General features: G+C 68.9%; 1 protein-coding gene. It reads right to left on the bottom strand.

Annotation, left to right across the window (positions count from 1 at the left end; all coding sequences use genetic code 11):
* Positions 1 to 554 precede the first annotated feature (554 nt).
* Entirely contained in the window at positions 555 to 18,791 is an 18,237-nt protein-coding gene (locus LKD76_RS16670; protein WP_372465827.1) for a non-ribosomal peptide synthetase, read from the bottom strand.
* Positions 18,792 to 18,978: the final 187 nt, after the last annotated feature.

Raw genomic sequence — 18,978 nt, 5'->3', positions numbered from 1 at the left:
GGGGCGACAGGGGAGATGGCTCGGTCGGCGTCGAATTACTCGACCGACCGCCGGATCTCTCGATGGAGGTGCGCGGCGAGTGGTGATACTGCCGATGTGCGGCCGATCGACAGTGTGGGTGTGCGCGCAGTCGTGATCGCCGGGTGCCGACTGCCGCAATGGTGATCGGACCGTCCGGGTGACCTGCGATCGGGGGTCGTCGAGTATCAATACGTCACTGTGACGTATTGATACTCGACGACGGGGCGTGAGCCTTGGGGGGCACTGGAAAGGCTCGACAGCGCCGATGGACATTTTCCCGTGAATGGGCAGATTCGCCGAAAAGTATCGAGATGCGGCTGGTTCGGTTCATCGGATCGCGGAGACATGTCACCGGCGGGATGATGGGGCTCGCGATGTCGGGCCTCATGGCCCGGCGAGCAATGCCCGGCACGCCCGGGTGGCCGATCGCGCTGTAGCGCAACGTCAACGAGCGCCTTCGGCAGCTGTTCCACTGCGCCGATAATCTACATTATGTCAAGTAATCTCCGATGGGCTCCTCACCCGGTGTGGTCTCATCCGTCCAGCCGGTCATCGAGGATCCGGGCGATCTCCGCGACCGCCGCCGGTTCGGTCATGGCCAGATGCTCCGCGTCGATATCGACGTTGACGATCTGCCCGCGCACCACGTCGGCCCAGCCACGGTGGCCCGCCGCATCCTCTCTCCGGTCCTTGGCCGCGGTGAAATACAGCATGTCGGCATCGACCACCGGCGGCTGCCAGACACTGGCGGCGCTGATCGACAGGTTGTAGGCGTCGGTCATGCGTTCGATCGTGGCGCCGTCGATGTGGAAACCGTCGCCCAGGTGCTGCGAGATCAACTCGGCGGCCTCCTCGGCGGTGGCGCCGGCATCCACGAAGTCGATACCCATCACCGGACCGAGGTTGCTGATCAGTTCACCGGCCGTGACCGTGAGCACCTCCGACGGGGCGATGCCGTGAGCCTCGGCGTCCAGCAGCGCCAGCAGCGCCACCTCCTCGCCGGCGGCGCGGATTTCGGCGGCCACGGCGTGGGCGAGCTGACCGCCCAGCGACCACCCGAGCAGGTGATACGGGCCGTGCGGCTGGACCGAACGGATGGCCTCGACATAACGGCGGGCGATGTCCTCGAACGACCTCGGTCCCGGCACTTCCCCACCGATCTGCGGCGCCTGCAGGCCGTAGATCGGCCGCCCCTCGGCCAGGTACTCGTCGAACGGCCGGTAGCACCACGACAATCCGGAGGCCGGATGGATGCAGAACAGCGGCGGTTTGTCACCGGTGGTCCGGATCGGTAGCAGCACCTCGAATCCGAGCGCCGGCGCTCCGGTCGGCCGCTCCCCCGAACGCATTCCCGATTCGATGCGCTTGGCGAGATCGGCCGGGCAGGGATCGGACAGCATCCAATTGACCGGGACGTCGAAGTGCAGCTCCCGCTTCAGTTCGCTCACCACCTGCACCGACCGCAGCGAGTTGCCGCCGAGCGCGTAGAAGTCGTCGTCGACTCCGACCCGGGCGACACCCAGGACGTGTTCGAAGGCGCGAGTGATCTCCTGCTCGACCCACGACTCCGGTGCCCGGAACTCCCCTACCTCGGCCACCGGCTCGGGCAGCCGCTTTCGATCCAGTTTGCCGGAGGCGGTCAGCGGTGCCGTGTCGAGAACCATGATCGTGCTGGGCACCATGTAGTTGGGCAGTTCGGCGGCGGCGTGCGCGAGAACCGCGGCGGTGTCGATGGTGGCTCCGGCGGCGGGCACCAGGTATCCGACGAGTTGTGCCGCGGCGTCGGTGGAATGGACCACGGCGACCGCTCGGGCGACATCGGCGCATTCGGCGAGTACGGTTTCGATCTCGCCGAGTTCGATGCGCAGGCCGCGTAGTTTGACCTGGAAATCGGTGCGGCCCAGGTATTCCAGTTCGCCGTCGTGCCGTCGCCGTCGCACCAGGTCTCCGGTTCGGTACATGCGCCCACCGGGGCGGTGCGGGTCGGGTACGAAGCGCTCGGCGGTCAGACCGGGGCGGGCCTGGTAGCCACGCGCGATCTGGAAGCCTGCCAGATACAGCTCCCCCGCCACCCCGGGTGGCACGGGGTTCAGCCGGGCATCGAGGACGTGCGCTCGGGCGTTCCACACCGGCATTCCCATGGGCACGCTGCCCGTGTCGGCGTCGCTGACGTGGTGCGAGGTCACGTGGACCGTGAATTCGGTCGGCCCGTACAGGTTGTGCAGCTGGGTGGAGGGCAGTACCCGGCGGACGGCGGACACGGTGTCGGCGCCGAAGGCTTCGCCACCGATCAGCAGCGCCCGCAGTGAGGTCATGGCGTGGACGGGTTCGGTCTCGGCGAAGACCGCGAGCATCGACGGTACGAAGGATGTGATCGTAACCTGTTCCGCCGCAATGGTTTCGGCGAGGTAAGCGGGATCGGTGTGGCCGTCGGCGCGAGCGATGACCATCCGGGCGCCGACCGACAGTGTCGCGAACAGTTCCCATACCGACACATCGAAGGTCGCCGGAGTCTTCTGCAATACCACATCGGCGGAGCCGAGTGCGTATTCGTCGCTGAGCCAGCGTATCTGGTTGACCGCGGCGTCGTGCGGGACGGCGACGCCCTTGGGGCGGCCGGTGGAGCCCGAGGTGAACAGGACGTAGGCGACGTTGTGGGATCGCAGTGGGGTGAGGCGGTCGCGGTCGGTGACGGGGCTGTCGTCGAAGTCCGACAGTTCGAGTCCGTCGAGTGTCGTCAGCTCGACGACGGGGGCCGCGATGGCGCGCATGTAGTCGATACGATCGGCGGGCAGGTCGGGGTCGATGGGGATGTATCCCCCGCCGGCGGCGTGGACCGCGTACAGGGTCGTGACCTGGTCGAGTGAGCGTCGCATCCGCACGGCGACCAGTGATTCCGGGCCGACGCCGCGGGAGATGAGCCAGCGAGCGAGCTGGTTGACGCGGGCGGCGAACTGGGCATAGGTCAGCGACAGATCGCCGTATGTGATCGCGATGCGGTCGCGGTATGCCGGTACCGCGTCGGCGAACAGGGCGGTGAGGGTGTCGTGCGGGTCGAGGGGGTGTGCGGTCGAATTCCATCGGACCATCACGTTGTCGCGTTCGGTGTCGTCGAGCAGATCGACGTCGAGGACCGGTTGGGAGGGGTCGGTGGCCAGTGCGTTCAGGAGGCGCAGCAGGCGCTCGACGATGGTGGTGGCGGTGGCGGGGTCGAACAGATCGCGGGCGTAGGTCAGGGTGCCGGTGATGCCGGTCGGGTCGCCGGTGTGGTCGTAGGAGTCGGACACGGTGACCTGCAGGTCGAACAGGGAGGTGCCGATGTCGGCTTCGACGGCCGACAGGGTCAGCTCGGGCAGGTCGAACTCGGTGGCGGTGAGGTTCTGGAAGGCCAGCAATACCTGGAACAGCGGGTGGTGAGCGTGGGAGCGGGCGGGGTTGAGTTCCTGGACGAGTCGTTCGAACGGGACGTCGGCGTGTCCGAAGGCGGCCAGGTCGGTGTCGCGGACCTGGTCGAGCAGGTTGGTGAACGACATGTCCGGGGTGAGGCGGGTGCGCAGGACGAGGGTGTTGACGAACATGCCGACGAGGTCGTCGAGTTCGGGTTCGCCGCGTCCGGCGTACGGGGTGCCGATGGTGACGTCGTCGGTGCCGGCGAGGCGGGCGAGGACGGCGGCCAGTGCGGCGTGGAAGACCATGAACAGGGTGGTGTTGTGGGCGCGGGCGATGTGTTGCAGGGTCGCGTGCAGGTCCGCGTCGACGGTGATCGGGACGGTGGCGCCGGCGTAGCTCTGCACGGGTGGGCGGGGCCGGTCGGTGGGCAGGTTGAGCAGGGCCGGTAGGTCGGCCAGTTGTGTTGTCCAGTAGTCGATTTGTGAGCGCAGCAGCGATTGCGGGTCGTGTTCTTCGCCGAGGACGGTCCGTTGCCAGATGGCGTAGTCGGCGTATTGGACCGGTAGTGGCTGCCAGGTGGGCGCGTCGCCGGCCAGGCGTGCGGAGTAGGCGGCGGTCATGTCCTGGGCCAGTGGGCCGAGAGAGGAGCCGTCGCCGGCGATGTGGTGGACGACGAGGGCCAGGACCCAGTGGTTGTCGCCGAGGTCGAACAGCCGTACCCGGATGGGCATGGTGTCGGTGACGTCGAACGGGGTGGTGACGAGTGCGGTGATGGTGTCGGCGAGTTCGGTTTCCGGGAGGCGGGTCACGGCGATGGGCAGGGTGGCCTCGGGGGGTGTGAGGACGTGCTGGGTGGGCTCCCCCGCGATGGCCGGGTAGACGGTGCGCAGTACTTCGTGGCGTTCGATGACGTCGCCGATCGCGGCGCGGAGTGCGTCGATGTCGAGGCGTCCGGACAGCCGGATGACGATGGGGATGCTGTAGGCGGCGGTGTCGGGTTCGAATCGGTTGAGGAACCACATGCGCTGCTGGGCGTAGGACAGTGGGATGTGTGGTGGGCGGGGCTGTTCGGTGAGCGCGATGCGCTGGGTGTCGGTGTGTGATTCGGCGCGGGCGGCGAGTTTGGCGACGGTGGGTGCCTCGAAGATCATCGAGACGGGTACGCGGGTGTCGAGTGCGGCGCCGATGCGGGCGGCGACGCGGGTGGCGACGAGGCTGTTGCCGCCCAGTTCGAAGAAGTTGTCGTCGGCGCCGACGGTGCCGGTGAGGCCGAGTACTTCGGCGAAGACGCCGGCCACGATTTCTTCGACCGGTGAGGCCGGGGCGCGGAAGTGCCTGGTTTGCAGGACGGGTGCGGGTAGTGCTTTGCGGTCGAGTTTTCCGTTCGGTGACAGGGGGATGTCGTCGAGCAGCATGATGGCGGCGGGGACCATGTAGGCCGGTAGTGCGTCGGTGAGTGCGCTGGTGAGGTCGGTGCTGGTGACGGTGGTGCCGGGTGCGGGGACGACGTAGGAGACGAGCATCGTGGGGCCGGTGCCGTCGCGGTGCGGGAGGGTGGTGGCGAAGGCGATGTCGGGGCGTGCGCCGAGAACGGCGTCGATTTCGCCGAGTTCGATGCGGAAGCCGCGGATCTTGACCTGGAAGTCGTTGCGGCCCACGAACTCTATGTTGCCGTCGTTGTTCCAGCGTACGAGGTCGCCGGTGCGGTACATGCGGTGTCCGGGTCCGGCGAAGGGGCAGGCGATGAAGCGGGTGGCGTTGGTGGCGGTGCGGTGGAGGTAGCCGCGGGCCAGGCCGGGTCCGGCCAGGTAGAGCTCGCCGACGACGCCGGTGGGTACGGGGTGGAGCCGGCTGTCGAGGATCAGGGCTCGCATGTCGGGTAGTGGGGTGCCGATGCTGGGGCGTTGTCCGGGCCGGATGGGGGTGGTGGCGGTGGCGAGGACGGTGGTTTCGGTGGGTCCGTACAGTACTCGGAATTCGCGGGTGCCGTTGCTGTCGGTGCCGGCCCAGCGGTTGATGAGTTCGGTGGGTACTTCTTCGCCGCCGGACAGTACGACGCGTAGGTCGTCGAGGCCGGTGGGGTCTACCGAGGCGAGGGCCGCGGGGGTGACGAAGGCGTGGGTGACGCGCTGGGTGCGGAGCAGGTCGGCGAGTTCTTCTCCTCCGTAGGTGCCGGTGGGTGCTACGACGAGGGTGGAGGCCTCGGCGATCGCGTAGAGGATTTCCAGCAGTGAGGCGTCGAACGACGGTGACGCGAAATGCAGGACGCGGGAGTCGGGTTCGAGGCCGTAGTCGGTGCGCTGGGTGGCGGCGAGGTCGGCGAGGCCGGTGTGGGTGACGGCGACGCCCTTGGGGGTTCCGGTGGATCCGGAGGTGAAGACCACGTAGGCCAGGTTGGTGGGGTGTAGTGGGCGTAGCCGGTGGGTGTTGTCGATGGGGCCGGCGGGGTGGTCGGTGAGGCGGGTGGTGGTGTCGGGGTCGTCGAGCACGATCCAGTTGGTGGTGGCGGGCAGGACGTCGCGGGCGGTGGTGACGGTGACGCCGAGTGCGGCTTCGGAGTCGGCGACGATTTGCGCGATGCGGCCCGCGGGGTAGGCGGGGTCGATGGGGACGTAGGTGGCGCCGGTTTTGACGACGGCCCACCAGGCGAGGACGGATCGGTGGGAGCGTGGTGCGGCGACGAGTACGGGGGTTTCGGGGCCGGCGCCGTGTTCGATCAGCAGTCGGGCCAGCTGGTTGGATTGTTCGTCGAGTTCGGTGTAGGTGAGGTGGGTGTCGGTGGTGAGGACGGCGATACCGTCGGGGTTGCGGTGGACGGCGTCGGCGAAGATTTCCGGTAGCAGTGGTGGTTCGGTGGGGTGTGCGGCGTGGCGGCCGATGGTGGAGACGAGGGTGTCGTGTTCGGTGGGGTCGAGCCAGTCGAGGTCGCCGATCGCGGTGGTGGGCCGGGTGGTGATGGCGTGGAGTATGCGGAGCAGGCGTTGGCGGAATCGGGTGACGGTGGGTTCGTCGAAGAGATCCAGCGCGTAGGTCATCGTTCCCGTGATGCCTTGTGCGGCGCCTGTTTCGGTGTAGGAGTCGGCGAGGATCAGTTGCAGGTCGAATTGGCACATGCCGGTGTTGACGTCGGAGCGGGTGACGCAGACGTCGGGTAGTGCGACGTCGACGTCTGCCATGTTCTGGAAGGCCAGTGCGACTTGGAAGAGGGGGTGTTGTGCGGTGGATCGTTGCGGGTTGAGTTCTTCCACGATGCGTTCGAAGGGGACGTCGGCGTGTTCGAGGGCGGCCAGGTCGGTTTCGCGGGTGCGGGCGAGCAGGTCGGTGAAGGGTTCGCCGGTGTCGATGGGGGTGCGTAGGGCGAGGGTGTTGACGAACATGCCGACGAGGTCGTCGAGTCCGGGTTCGCCGCGTCCGGCGACGGGGGTGCCGATGACGATGTCGTCGGTGTCGCCGAGTCGTGCGAGCAGGACTGCGAGGGCGGCGTGGACGACCATGAACAGGGTGGTGTTGTGGGCGCGTGCCAGTTCCAGCAGGCGGGCGTGCAGGGGTGCGTCGATGTCGAGTGGGATGCGGTCGCCGGTGAGTGTGGCGACGGCGGGGCGGGGACGGTCGGCGGGCAGGTCGAGGTGGTCCGGGCAGTGGTCCAGGGTGGTGCGCCAGTAGCGCAGTTGGGCCGACATCAGTGAGGTGGGGTCGTCGGCGGCGCCGAGGACTTGGCGTTGCCAGAGTGCGAAGTCGGCGTACTGGACGGGCAGGGGTTGCCATTGTGGGGCTTGTCCGGTGAGGCGGGCGGTGTAGGCGCTCATGACGTCGCGGGCCAGGGGGCCCATGGATTGGCCGTCGCCGGCGATGTGGTGGACAACGAGGACGAGCATGTATTGCCCTTTGTCCTCGCCGTTGTCGGCACCGAGGCCGAACAGTCCGACGCGGATGGGTACCTGGGTGGAGACGTCGAATCCGCGGCGGATGAATTCGCCGAGTGTGGGTGCGATGGCGTCGGTGGCCAGGTGGGCGGTTTCGACGGGTATCCGGGTGTGGTGGAGGACGAGTTGCCGTGGTTCTCCGGCGGTTTCGGGGTAGATGGTGCGCAGGACTTCGTGGCGGGCGACGACGTCGTCGAGTGCGGCGGTGAGGGCCGCGGTGTCGAGTTGTCCGGACAGTTGCAGCATCACGGGGATGTTGTAGGCGGCGGATTCGGGTTCGAATCGGTTGAGGAACCACATGCGCTGTTGGGCCAGCGACAGTGGGATGGGGTCGGGGCGCGCGGCGGGGGTGAGTGCTACGCGGGTGCCGGCGCCGAGGGTGCCGGCGCGTTGGGCGAGGCCGGCGACGGTGGGTTCTTCGAAGACGGTGCGTACCGGCATGCGGATGTCGAGGGCGGCGCCGATGCGGGCGACGACCAGTGAGGCGCTCAGGGAGTCGCCGCCGAGGTCGAAGAAGTCGTCGTCGGCGCCGACGCGGTCGAGGTCGAGGACTTGTTCGTAGGCGCGTGCGACGACGCCTTCGAGCCAGGTGGAGGGTGCGCGGAAGCGCCGGGTGGGCAGGTCGGGCTGTGGTAGCCGGTCGCGGTCGAGTTTTCCGGTCGGAGTGAGCGGTACGCGGTCGAGGAGGATGACCGCGGCGGGCACCATGTAGGACGGAAGTGCGTCGGCGAGTGCTGTTTTCAGGTCGGTGCCGGTGAGTTCGGCGCCGGGTGCGGGCACGATGTAGGAGACGAGGAAGGCGGGGCGGTCTGCGTCGGTGCGGGGCACGGTGACGGCGAAGGTGATGTCGTCGCGGGCGCCGAGAACGGCGTCGATTTCGCTGAGTTCGACGCGGTTGCCGCGGATTTTGATCTGGAAGTCGTTGCGGCCCACGAATTCGAGGTTGCCGTCGGTGTCGCGGCGCACGATGTCGCCGGTGCGGTACATGCGTTGTCCGGGGGTGCCGAAGGGGCAGGCGAGGAAGCGGGCGGCGGTGAGTGCGGTGCGGCCGAGGTAGCCTTCGGCGAGTCCGGGGCCGAACAGGTAGAGCTCGCCCGCGACGCCGTGTGGGGCGGGGCGTAGCCAGGTGTCGAGGACGGTGCCGGCGACGGGTCCGGCGGGGGTGCCGATGGTGATGGGCGCGTGGGGGGTGAGCGGGTCGCTGGCGGTGGCCCAGATGGTGGTTTCGGTGGGTCCGTACAGGTTGACCATGGCGCGTTCGCGGGCCCAGCGGTCGACCAGTTCTCGGCCGACGGGTTCGCCCGCGGTGGCGAGTACGCGCAGGGTGGTGAGGTCGTCGGCGGGCAGGGTGGATAGTGCCGAGGGGGTGAGTACGGCGTGGGAGATCTGTTCGCGCTGGATGAGGTCGGCGAGTTCGGGGCCGCCGTAGATGTCGGGTGGGGAGACGACCAGGCGCCCGTGGGAGCCGTGGGCCATGAGGATTTCGAAGAGGGAGGCGTCGAAGCTGGGTGAGGCGACTTGCAGCACGGTGGAGGTGTGGTCGACGCCGAGCAGGCGTCGTTGTGCGGCGACGAGGTCGGCCAGGCCGCGGTGGGTGACCAGGACGCCCTTGGGGGTTCCGGTGGATCCGGAGGTGTAGATGAGGTAGGCGGTGTGGTCGGCGGTGATCGTGGCGCCGCGTTCGTGGTCGGTGATCGCGGTGGCGGGGATGGTGTCGAGGGCGCGCTGGGTGTCGGTGTCGTCGAGGGGCAGCCATGGGATGTGGTTTGGGAGCCGGTTGGCGGCGGCGGTGCTGGTCAGGCCGAGTGCGGCGCCGGAGTCGGAGAGCAGGAAGGTGATTCGTTCCGGTGGCAGGTTGGGGTCGATGGGGACGAAGGTGGCGCCGGCTTTGGCGGCGGCCCAGACGGCGATGATCGCGTCGAGGGAGCGCGGGAGTGCGCAGGCTATGACGGTGCCGGGGGTGATGGAGCGGCCGAGCAGCAGGCGGGCGAGGCGGTTGGATCGTTCGTCGAGTTGCCGGTAGGTGAGGGTGTCGGGGCCGCAGGTGAGGGCGGGGGCGTCGGGTGCGGCGGTGGCCGAGGTGGTGAGGATGGCGGCGAGGGTGTCGGGGATGTGGTGGCGGCCGGTGGTGGGCCGGGCGGGTTCGGGTTCGTCGGACGGTGTGATGCGGCTCAGGCGGGCGGTGGGTTCGGTGGCTATGCGGCGCAGCAGGTCGACGAAGCCGTCGAGGATGGTGCGGGCGCGGTGGGTGTCGAATTCGTGGTCGAGGTAGCGCAGGGTGATGGCGAGTCCCTGCGGGTTCGTGGGGGTGGACGGTTCGGGTGGTTCGGTGTGTTCGGGTGCGATGACCAGGCTCAGTGGGTAGGGGGTGGCGTCGACGCCGGTGATGTCGTCGACGCGCAGTCCGGCGTCGTCGACGAGTTGTTGGAGTGCGGTGCGGTCGACGGGGAACGATTGGAAGGCGATGGCGGTGTCGAACAGTGCGTTGATTCCGGCGCTGCGGTGGATGTCGGGCAGGCCGATGTAGTGGTGGTCGAGCATGCGGGCGTGTTGTTGCTGGATGCGGGTCAGTAGTTGCCGGAGGGTGAGGGTGGGGTCGAGTTGGACGCGGACGGGGATGGTGTTGAGGAACATGCCGAGGGTTTGGTCGACCAGTGCCAGTTCCGGTGGGCGTCCGGACACGGCGGTTCCGAAGATCACGTCGGTGTCGCCGGTGAGGGTGCGCAGGTTCAGCGCCCAGGCGGCGGCGATGGCGGTGTTGAGGGTGACGGCGTCGTCGGCGGCGACTCGGCGCAGTTGTGCGACGTGTGTGGCGGTGAGGTGGGTGCGCACTTCTGCCGCGGAGACGTCTTTGGTGGCGGCGTCGGCGCGGGTGACGCGGGTGGGTTCGTCGACGTCGGAGTATTCCTGTGCCCATGCGGCTTTGGAGGCTTCGAGGTCCTGGCGGGTGAGCCATGCGAGGTAGTCGCGGTAGGTGGGGGCGGGTCCGGCGGTGTCGGCGTGTGCCGGTGTGGCGTAGTTGTCGAGTAGTTCGCGCATGAGCAGTGGCATCGACCAGCCGTCGAGGATCACGTGGTGGTTCGTGATCAGCAGGCGGAAGGTGTTGGGGCGCAGCCGGATCAGGGTGAATCGGATCAGTGGTGGGGCGGTGAGATCGAATCCGTCGGCGGCGTCGGCGGCGGCGAGCCGGTCGGCTTCGGTGGCTGCTGCCGCGGAGGCGCCGAGGTCGATTTCGCGGAATCGGACGTCGGCGTGGTCGACGACGATCTGGCACGGTCCGGCGCTGGTGTCGGCGAAGGCGACGCGCAGGATGTCGTGGCGGTCGACGAGGGTTTGGGCGGCGTGGCGCAGGCGGGCGCCGTCGAGGGTGCCGGTGAAGTCGATGGCGGTCTGGACGGCGTAGTTGTCGCCGGCGTCGGGGTTGTAGGTGGAGTGGAAGTGGATTCCGGCTTGCATCGGTGACAGCGGCCAGACGTCGGCCAGGCTGTGGTAGCGATGTTCGAGTCGTTCGACGTCGGCTTGGGTGAGGGTGACCAGTGGGAAGTCCGAGGGACGGGCGGGGCGGCCTTCGGCGCGGTGCGGGGCGGGTTGCCGGGGGGTGGGGTCGATTCCGGCGGCGACGGCGTCGTGGACGATGTCGGCCAGTGCGGCGACGGTTTTGCGTTCGAAGACGTCGCGTGGGGTGAGGGTGAGCCCTGCTTCGCGGGCGAGGGCTACCAGGCGCATGGAGACGATGCTGTCGCCGCCGAGGGTGAAGAAGTTGCTGTCGGCCCAGACGGTGTCCAGGTGCAGGACCTCGGCGAAGAGTTTGGCGATGATCTGTTCGTCGAGGGTGGCCGGTGGCCGGCCCGCGACCTGTTCGGATCGGAAGGCTATCTCCCGCAGTGCTTTCCGGTCGATCTTGCCGACCGGGGTGCGTGGCATCTCGTCGAGTTCCACGATCGCGGTGGGGTTCATGTAGTGCGCGAGTGAGGTCTCGAGCTCGGCGTGCAGGGCCTGCGGGTCGAGGGTTGTGCCGGGGGCGGCGACGACATAGGACACCAGGACCGGTTCGCCGGCGGGGCCGCGCTGGGCGACGGTGGCGACACCGGCGACCGAGTCGTGGCGGGCGAGGTGGGCGTCGATCTCCCCCGGTTCGATGCGCAGGCCGTGGATTTTGACCTGCTGATCGCTGCGGCCGAGGTATTCGAGTTCGAGGCCGGCGCGGGTGCGGATCCAGCGCACGCTGTCGCCGGTGCGGTAGAGGCGTTCGCCGCGTGGGGATTCCGGGTCGGCGACGAAGCGGGCGGCGGTGGTGCCGGGCCGGCCGTAGTAGCCGCGGGCGACGGCGGGGCCGCCGAGGTAGAGCTCGCCGGTGACACCGACCGGGACCGGTCGTAGCCACATGTCCAGGACCGAGACGGCGAGTCCGCGGATCGGGCTGCCGATGGTGACCGGTTCGCCCGGGGTGAGGGCGTCGGAGCCGGTGGCCCAGATGGTGGCCTCGGTGGGTCCGTAGTGGTTCATCAGCCGGCGGCCGGGTGCCCAGCGGGTGACCAGGTCGGAGCCGGTGGCTTCGCCGACGACCGCGATCGTGTGCAGGGTGGGCACGTGGGCGGGGTCCATGGTGTTGAGTGCCGAGGGGGTGATGACGGCGTGGGTGACCGTGTGGGCGGTCACGAGGTCTTCGAGCGGGGTGCCGGCGTAGACCTCGGGTGGTGCGATGACCAGGCAGCCGCCGTTGCCGTGTGCGAGCAGTATTTCCGACAGGCAGGCGTCGAAGCCGGGTGAGGCGACCTGGAGGACCGCCGAGGTGGTGTCGACGTCGAATGCTTCGGTCTGCTCGGCGACGAGGTCGGCGAGGCCGCGGTGGGTGAGGTGGACGGCTTTGGGGGTGCCGGTCGATCCGGAGGTGTAGATGAGGTAGGCGGCGTGGTCGAGCCGTACCGTGACCTCCGGGGTGTCGTCGGGTTCGGGCGGTGTGTCGGTGGTGTCGGCGATGAGCCAGTCGATGTCGTGTGGAAGGTGTTGTGCGACTGTGTCGACGGTGACGCCGAGGGTGGTGTGGGCGTCGGCCAGCAGATCGGCCAGGCGGGTGGCCGGGTTGGCGGGGTCGAGTGGGACGAATGCGGCGCCGGTGCGTGCGACCGCCCAGATCGCGACGGCGAGTTCGATGGAGCGGGGCACGACGACGGCGACGAGCGTTTCGGGCCGGGCGCCGTGGGCGGTGAGCCGGCGGGCGAGTGTTTCGGCGCGGTCGGCGAGTTCACGGTAGGTCAGTGTCGAGGTGCCTGAGCGCAGCGCTGTCGCGTCCGGGTATTTGCGGGCGGTGTCGGACAGGATGTCGCGCAGGGTGCGTTCGGGGGTCGGGGCGCTTCCGCATTGGGCCCGCAGCAGTTCGGCGCGTTCGGGGCCGCGGGTGGGGGTGATGGCGGCGACGGTGCGGTCGGGGCGGGTGGCGATCTGGGTGAGGATCAGGTCGAATCGGTCGAGCAGGGTGGCCGCGGCGGCGTTGTCGAAGCGGTCGGCGGCGAATCGCAGTGTGACGGTGTGGGTTCCGGTGTCGCCGTCGAGGCCGGGCCGGGGCGGGGTGACCTGCAGGCTCAGCGGATACGGGGTGGCGTCCTGGGCGTCGATGTCGACCAGTCGCAGGCCGGCCGTGTCGAGGGTGCCTGCCAGCCGATCACGGTCGAGGGGGTAGGACTCGAGCACGGTGACGGTGTCGAACATGTCGGTGAAGCCGGTGGCGCGCTGCAGTTCGGCGAGGCCGAGGTGGCGGTGGTCGAGGGTGGTGGCCTGTTCGGACTGCACCCGGGCCAGCAGTTCGGCGATACCTTCGCCGGGGTCGATGCGCACGCGCACGGGCAGCGTGTTGATGAACAGTCCGATCATGCGTTCCACGCCGGGCAGCTGCGGCGGCCGGTCGGTGACGGTGTTGCCGAAGACGACGTCGGATCGTCCGGTGACGACGCTGAGCAGGACTGCCCACGCGACCTGCACGGTGGTGTTGGCGGTGACGCCGTGGGAGCGGGACAGGTCGAGGATCGCGGCGGTGGTTTCGGGGGCGAGGTTGCGGGTGATCTCACCGCCGGCCGCGGGTGCGGTCCGGTCGGGACGGCCTGTGACCAGGGTGGGGGTTTCCATGCCGGCGAGCATGTGCTGCCATGCGGCGACGGCGGCGTCGTGGTCTTGTGCGCGCAGCCAGTTGAGGTAGTCGCGGTAGGTGCCGGCGGGCGGGAGGTCGGAGGTGTCGCCGTCGCCGATGTAGAGGGTGAGCAGTTCGTGGATCAGCAGCGGCATCGACCAGCCGTCGAGCACGATGTGATGGTTGGTGAGCAGGAGCTCGAATTCCGTTGTGCCGGTGCGGATGAGGTGCAACCGCAGCAGCGGCGGGCGGGCCGGGTCGAAGGGGCGGGAGGCGGCGGCGGACAGCCGTGCGCGTTCGCGGGCGCGTTCACCGGGGTCGCCGATTTCGGTGAGGTCGCTGTGCTGCCAGTCGGCGCGGACACCGCCGACGACGAGCTGGCGGGGTCCGGCGGCGCTCTCGACGAAGGCGGTGCGCAGGCTGTCGTGGCGATCGACGAGGGCCTGCGCGGCGCGTTGCATCCGGTCGGCGTCGAGCTCACCGGACAGGGTCAGGGTGGCCTGCACGGTGTAGCCGTCCTCGCCGGCGGTGTCGTAGACGGCGTGGAACAGCAGTCCGGATTGCAGCGCGGTCAGCGGCCACACGTCGGTGGTGGTGGGGTATTCCAGTAGCCACCGGTCGATATCGTCCTGGGTGACGGTGACCAGCGGGAAGTCGGAGGGGGTGAAGCCGCCGGCGGTGTCGGATTCGATGTGGGTGGCCAGCCCGCGCAGTGCCCGCACCCACAGCGCGGCAAGTTCCTCCACCTCGTCGACGGTCAGGACCTCGGTGGCGAATTCCCAGGTCGCGTCGAGTTCGAGTCCGTCGGGTCCGGGTTCGGCGATGGCGTTGACATCGAGCACGGCGGGCAAGGCCATGCGCGCGTCGCCGGTCGCGGTCAGGGATGTGAATTCGGTCGTGGGGGTCCACGGGCCGGAGTGTTCGTGGACGCCGACGCGGCCGAGGTAGTTGAACGCGATCTGCGGTTCGGGAGTGTCGCCGAGCTCGTCGCCGCCATGCGGGTCCAGGCAGCGCAGCATGCCGTAGCCGATGCCGTTGTCGGGCACCGCGCGCACCTGTTCCTTGACGCGTTCGATCGCGCGCCCGGCGGCGGGGCCGCCGGCGAAGGCGTCGTCGGCGTCGATGCCGCGCAGATCGAGCCGCACCGGGAAACGGGTGGTGAACCAGCCGACGGTGGCGCTGAGGTCGGCGCCGGGAACGGCGTGTTCTTCGCGCCCGTGGCCCTCGAGGGAGATCAGTTCGGAGTCCGCGGCGCTGCCGTGGTGGTGGCGCCACTGTCCCAGCGCCAGGGCCAGGGCAGCCAGCAGCGGATCGTTGGCGGTGCCGTGGAAGCGTGCCGGGACGGTGGTCAGTACGGCGTCGGCGACGTCGGCGGGCACCCGGACCTGGATGCGGCCGGCGGTGGCGGCGGTATCGCGGCGGGGGTCCAGCGGCCGGGTACCGAGCAGTTGTTGTCCCGGTGCGAGTACTTCGGCCCACCGGTCGAGTTCGCTGGCGCGCCGGTGGGGCGCCTGGTCGACCAGCCCGTGGTGCCAGCGGCGTACCGAGGTGGTGGCCGGGGCGAACTGCACGGCGGCGCCGTCGGCGATCTGCTGCCAGGCCTGGGCCAGATCGGCGAGCAGGATCCGCCACGACACGGCGTCGACGGCCAGGTGGTGGATCACCAGCCACAGCAGGTCGGGGCCGCGGTGGGCGGGGTCGCTCATCCAGACCGCTCGGACGAGGACACCGTCGGTGGGGTCGAGCCGGTCGGCCGCGTCCTGCAGGACGGCGTCGATTTCGGCGTCGTCGCGTCGTTGCAGCCGCACCTGTCGCAGCGCTGCCTCGGCGTCGACGGTGTGCGCGGGCAGCACGTCGACGTAGGGGTCGAGCGACTGCGCTCCACGCAGCACCGCGCGCAGCATGTCGTGGCGGTCGATCACGGCCTGCAGCGCCCGCACGAGATGGTCGCGTTCGAGGTTTTCGGGAAGTTGCACGAGGGTGGCCTGGGCGAAGCGATCGAAGTGGCCGCGGCCGATCATCGCGTTCATGATCGGCGACAGCGGCATGGGCCCGGCTCCCCCGCCGGGTAGTTCGGGGAGTTGCGCGGCGGCGCCGGCCTCGGTCGCGGCACCGGCCAGGCCGGCGACGGTCTTGTATTCGAATACGTCCTGGGTGGAGAAGCTCACGCCGAGGGCTTTGGCGCGCGCCACCAGCTGGATCGACAGGATGCTGTCGCCGCCGAGGGCGAAGAAGCTGTCGTCTGCGCCGACCTCGTCGATGTCGAGCACCTCGGTGAACAGGTGCGCGATCTGGCGTTCGCGCGGTGTGGAGGGCGGGCGTCCGGCGGGGGCGGCGCCGAAGGCGGGGGCGGGCAGGGCGTCGCGGTCGAGTTTGCCGAAGGCGTTCACCGGCAGGGCGTCCAGCGGCATGATCACCGCCGGCACCATGTGCGGCGGCAGTGTTTCGCGGGCGAACTGCTGCAGTTCGAGCGGGTCGAGGCGGTGGCCGTGCAATGCCACGACGTAGGAGGCGAGCACGGTGGCGCCGGCGGTGTTGCGGACCGGCACGGTGACGGAGATGTCGACATCGGGGTGGGCGGTCAGTGCCGCGTCGATCTCGCCGGGTTCGATCCGGTATCCGCGGATCTTGACCTGGAAGTCGCTGCGCCCCAGCAGTTCCAGTGTCATCGCCGAGTCCTCGCCCACCCAGCGCGCCATATCGCCGGTGCGATACATCCGTTCGCCGGAGGCGCCGTGGGGGTCGGCGACGAAGCGGGCCGCGGTTTCACCGAAGCGGTGGTTGTAGCCGCGCGCCACCCCGGGTCCGGCCAGATACAGCTCACCCGCGGTGCCTTTGGGCACAGCTTGCAGCGTGCGGTCGAGCACCATGGCCGAGACGCCGCGCAGCGGGCCGCCGACGGTGAGGTCACGGTGTGCGGTGATGGTCGCGCTGGCGGCGGTGACGGTGGTTTCGGTGGGCCCGTATTCGTTGAACATGGTCACGGTCGGGGTCCACCGCTCGATGACGTGTGGCGGGCACACGTCTCCCCCGACCACGACCACTCGCAGGTCCTCGAGCGGGCGTGGGTCGACGGTGGCCAGCATCGCCGGGGTCAGCGTCAGGTGGGTGACGTGCTGGTCGGCCAGCAGCCGGGTCAGCGGTTCGCCGCCGATCATCTCCGGCGGCACGATCAGCAGGGTCGATCCGTTCGCGAAGCAGATCAGGAATTGTTCCAGGGAGGCGTCGAAACTCGGTGACAGGGCGTAGGAGATCCGCGCGCCGGAGTCCACCTCGCAGGTTTCGGTGCGGTCGGCGATGAGGTTGGCCAGGCCGGTGTGGCTGACCTGCACGCCTTTCGGGGTGCCGGTCGATCCGGAGGTGTAGGTGATGTAGGCCAGGTTCGACGGCCGCAGCGGCCGGGTCCGTTCGGCGTCGGCGATCGGATGGTCGGCGAGCTCGTGGCATGCGGTGACGGTGTCCGGATCGTCGACGACTACGGCGCGCACCGTCTGCGGGAGCCGGCCGCGGTGGGCGTCGACGGTGATGCCGGCCTGTGCGCCGCTGTCGGCGATGATGTGCTCGATGCGTTTGGCCGGATACTCCGGATCCACCTGCACGATCGCGGCGCCGGTCTTGGCGACCGCCCACGCGGCGGTGACCGATTCCACCGAGCGGCGCAGCATGATCGCGACGGCGGTGTCGGGGCCGCATCCCAGCTCGATCAGGTGGCGGGCCAGCCGCGAGGAGCGGGCATCGAGTTCGGCGTAGGTGAGGCTGGTTCCGGGTGCGGCGATCGCTTCGGCGTCGGGGTGGCGGCGGGCGCTGTCGGCCAGGATGTCGGGCAGCATCCGGGTTTCGACGCCGCGGGGTCCGCGCACGGGCAGCAGCGCGGCTTGTTCTCGTGCGTCCAGCAGCGGTAGTCCGCTGATCCGGTGGCGGGTTCCGCGGGCGAGGAATTCGTGCAGGAACATCAGGAAGCGCCGGTGGTGGTCGGCGAGTTCGTCGTGGGTGTAGATGTTCGGGTTGCCCTGGAAGTCGATGTGGGTGCTCTCTTTTCCGGCGCTCGGGTAGATGTTGACGAACAGGTCGGCGGTGGGGCCGGAGGTGAGCACGTTCAGCCGTCCCACGGTGTCGCCCAGTATCACGTCGTTGTCGACCATCATCAGGTTGACCGCGGGCCCGAACGATGCCGCTTCGTCGCGGGCGATGCCCATGTCGTGGAAGATGTCCTCCTGCCGATAGCGCTGGCGGCGCAGGGCGCTGGTGAGTTCGCTCTGCACGGCGTCGATCAGTTCGCCCGCGTCGCGGCTGCCGACGCGCACCCGCAGCGGGACCACGTTGGCGACCATGCCGCCGGAGCGGCGCAGCACGGCCGAATGCCGGCCAGACACCGGCAGGCTCAGCAGTACTTCCTCACTGCCGGTCATGCGGGCCAGGTAGGCGGCGAAGGCGGCGACGATGATCGGGGTGACGCTGGTGGCGCGTTCGGCGACGACGGCGTCGAGCAGTGTGGCGGTGGCCTCGGACATCGGAGTGCCGACCACTGCCGGATGAATGGTGGGTTTGCTGATGCGTCCGGCCAGGCTGACCACCGGTGGCGCCCCGGCCAAATGTTCGGTCCAGTAGGTGCGATCGTTGTCGAAACGTGTCGAACCCCGATATGCGAGGTCCTGTTCGGTGATTTCGGATAGGTCTTTCGCCCCGGTCGGCGTCGCCTCTTCGCCTCGGATCGCCGCGTTGTACAGCTCGATAATTCGTTGCAGCATCGTGACCGCGGCGAATCCGTCGAGCGCGATATGGTGAGCGCGCTGATACCACAGGTAGTGGTCCGTGCCGACATGGAAGACGACGCATTTCATGAGCGGGTCGTGCAGCAGATCCAATGGCGCGGAATAATCCTCGGTCATCAGCCGGTGCGCGGTCGCCACGGGGTCGGTATGGCGGCGCAGGTCCATGACCGAAACCGGTGCGCCGCGCAAGGAATCGACGAATTGGCACGGCTCGCCGTCGACCTCGATCATGTGCAGATGTCCGGAGCCGAATTCGACGCTGGCGATCCGGCAGGCCTCGAGGAGCAATTCCGTATGCAATTCGCCGACGATCTCGACGTATTGCGCGACCGAAATCGGTGACGATCCCGCGAGATGCTGGGCGAACCAAATTCCGCGCTGCGCCGCCGTCAGCTTGAAGATGTCGCCCGGTCGCGACTCCACGAAGCCCCCCTCCAGGGAAATCGCGCGAAATCCCTGGTCCGCTACCTGGTGGCCGTTCGCATCCGAGGTGGAAGAACCGATCCGCGGTGACTCCGACTCGCGCCCAGCGCCGTCGAAGTTGCTCTTGAATTGGGTCACCGGACCTCCATCGATTTTGTTACCTCAGGGCAGTCGCCGAATATTTCCGGAATCCGGTTTCTGCGGTAGAAATTGCCGTGCTGTCCGTTCGGAGGGCGCGCGTTGTCGACGCGGCTGGACAGTCGTCGCGCTATAGGAGATTTGCATTGGTAACGAAATATGCGGGTTGAAGCGGAAAGCTTCAGCC

The organism is Nocardia spumae (genome assembly GCF_020733635.1).
In the GTDB taxonomy this organism is placed as follows: Bacteria; Actinomycetota; Actinomycetes; order Mycobacteriales; family Mycobacteriaceae; genus Nocardia; species Nocardia spumae.
This window is presented reverse-complemented; position numbering and strand designations above follow the sequence as displayed.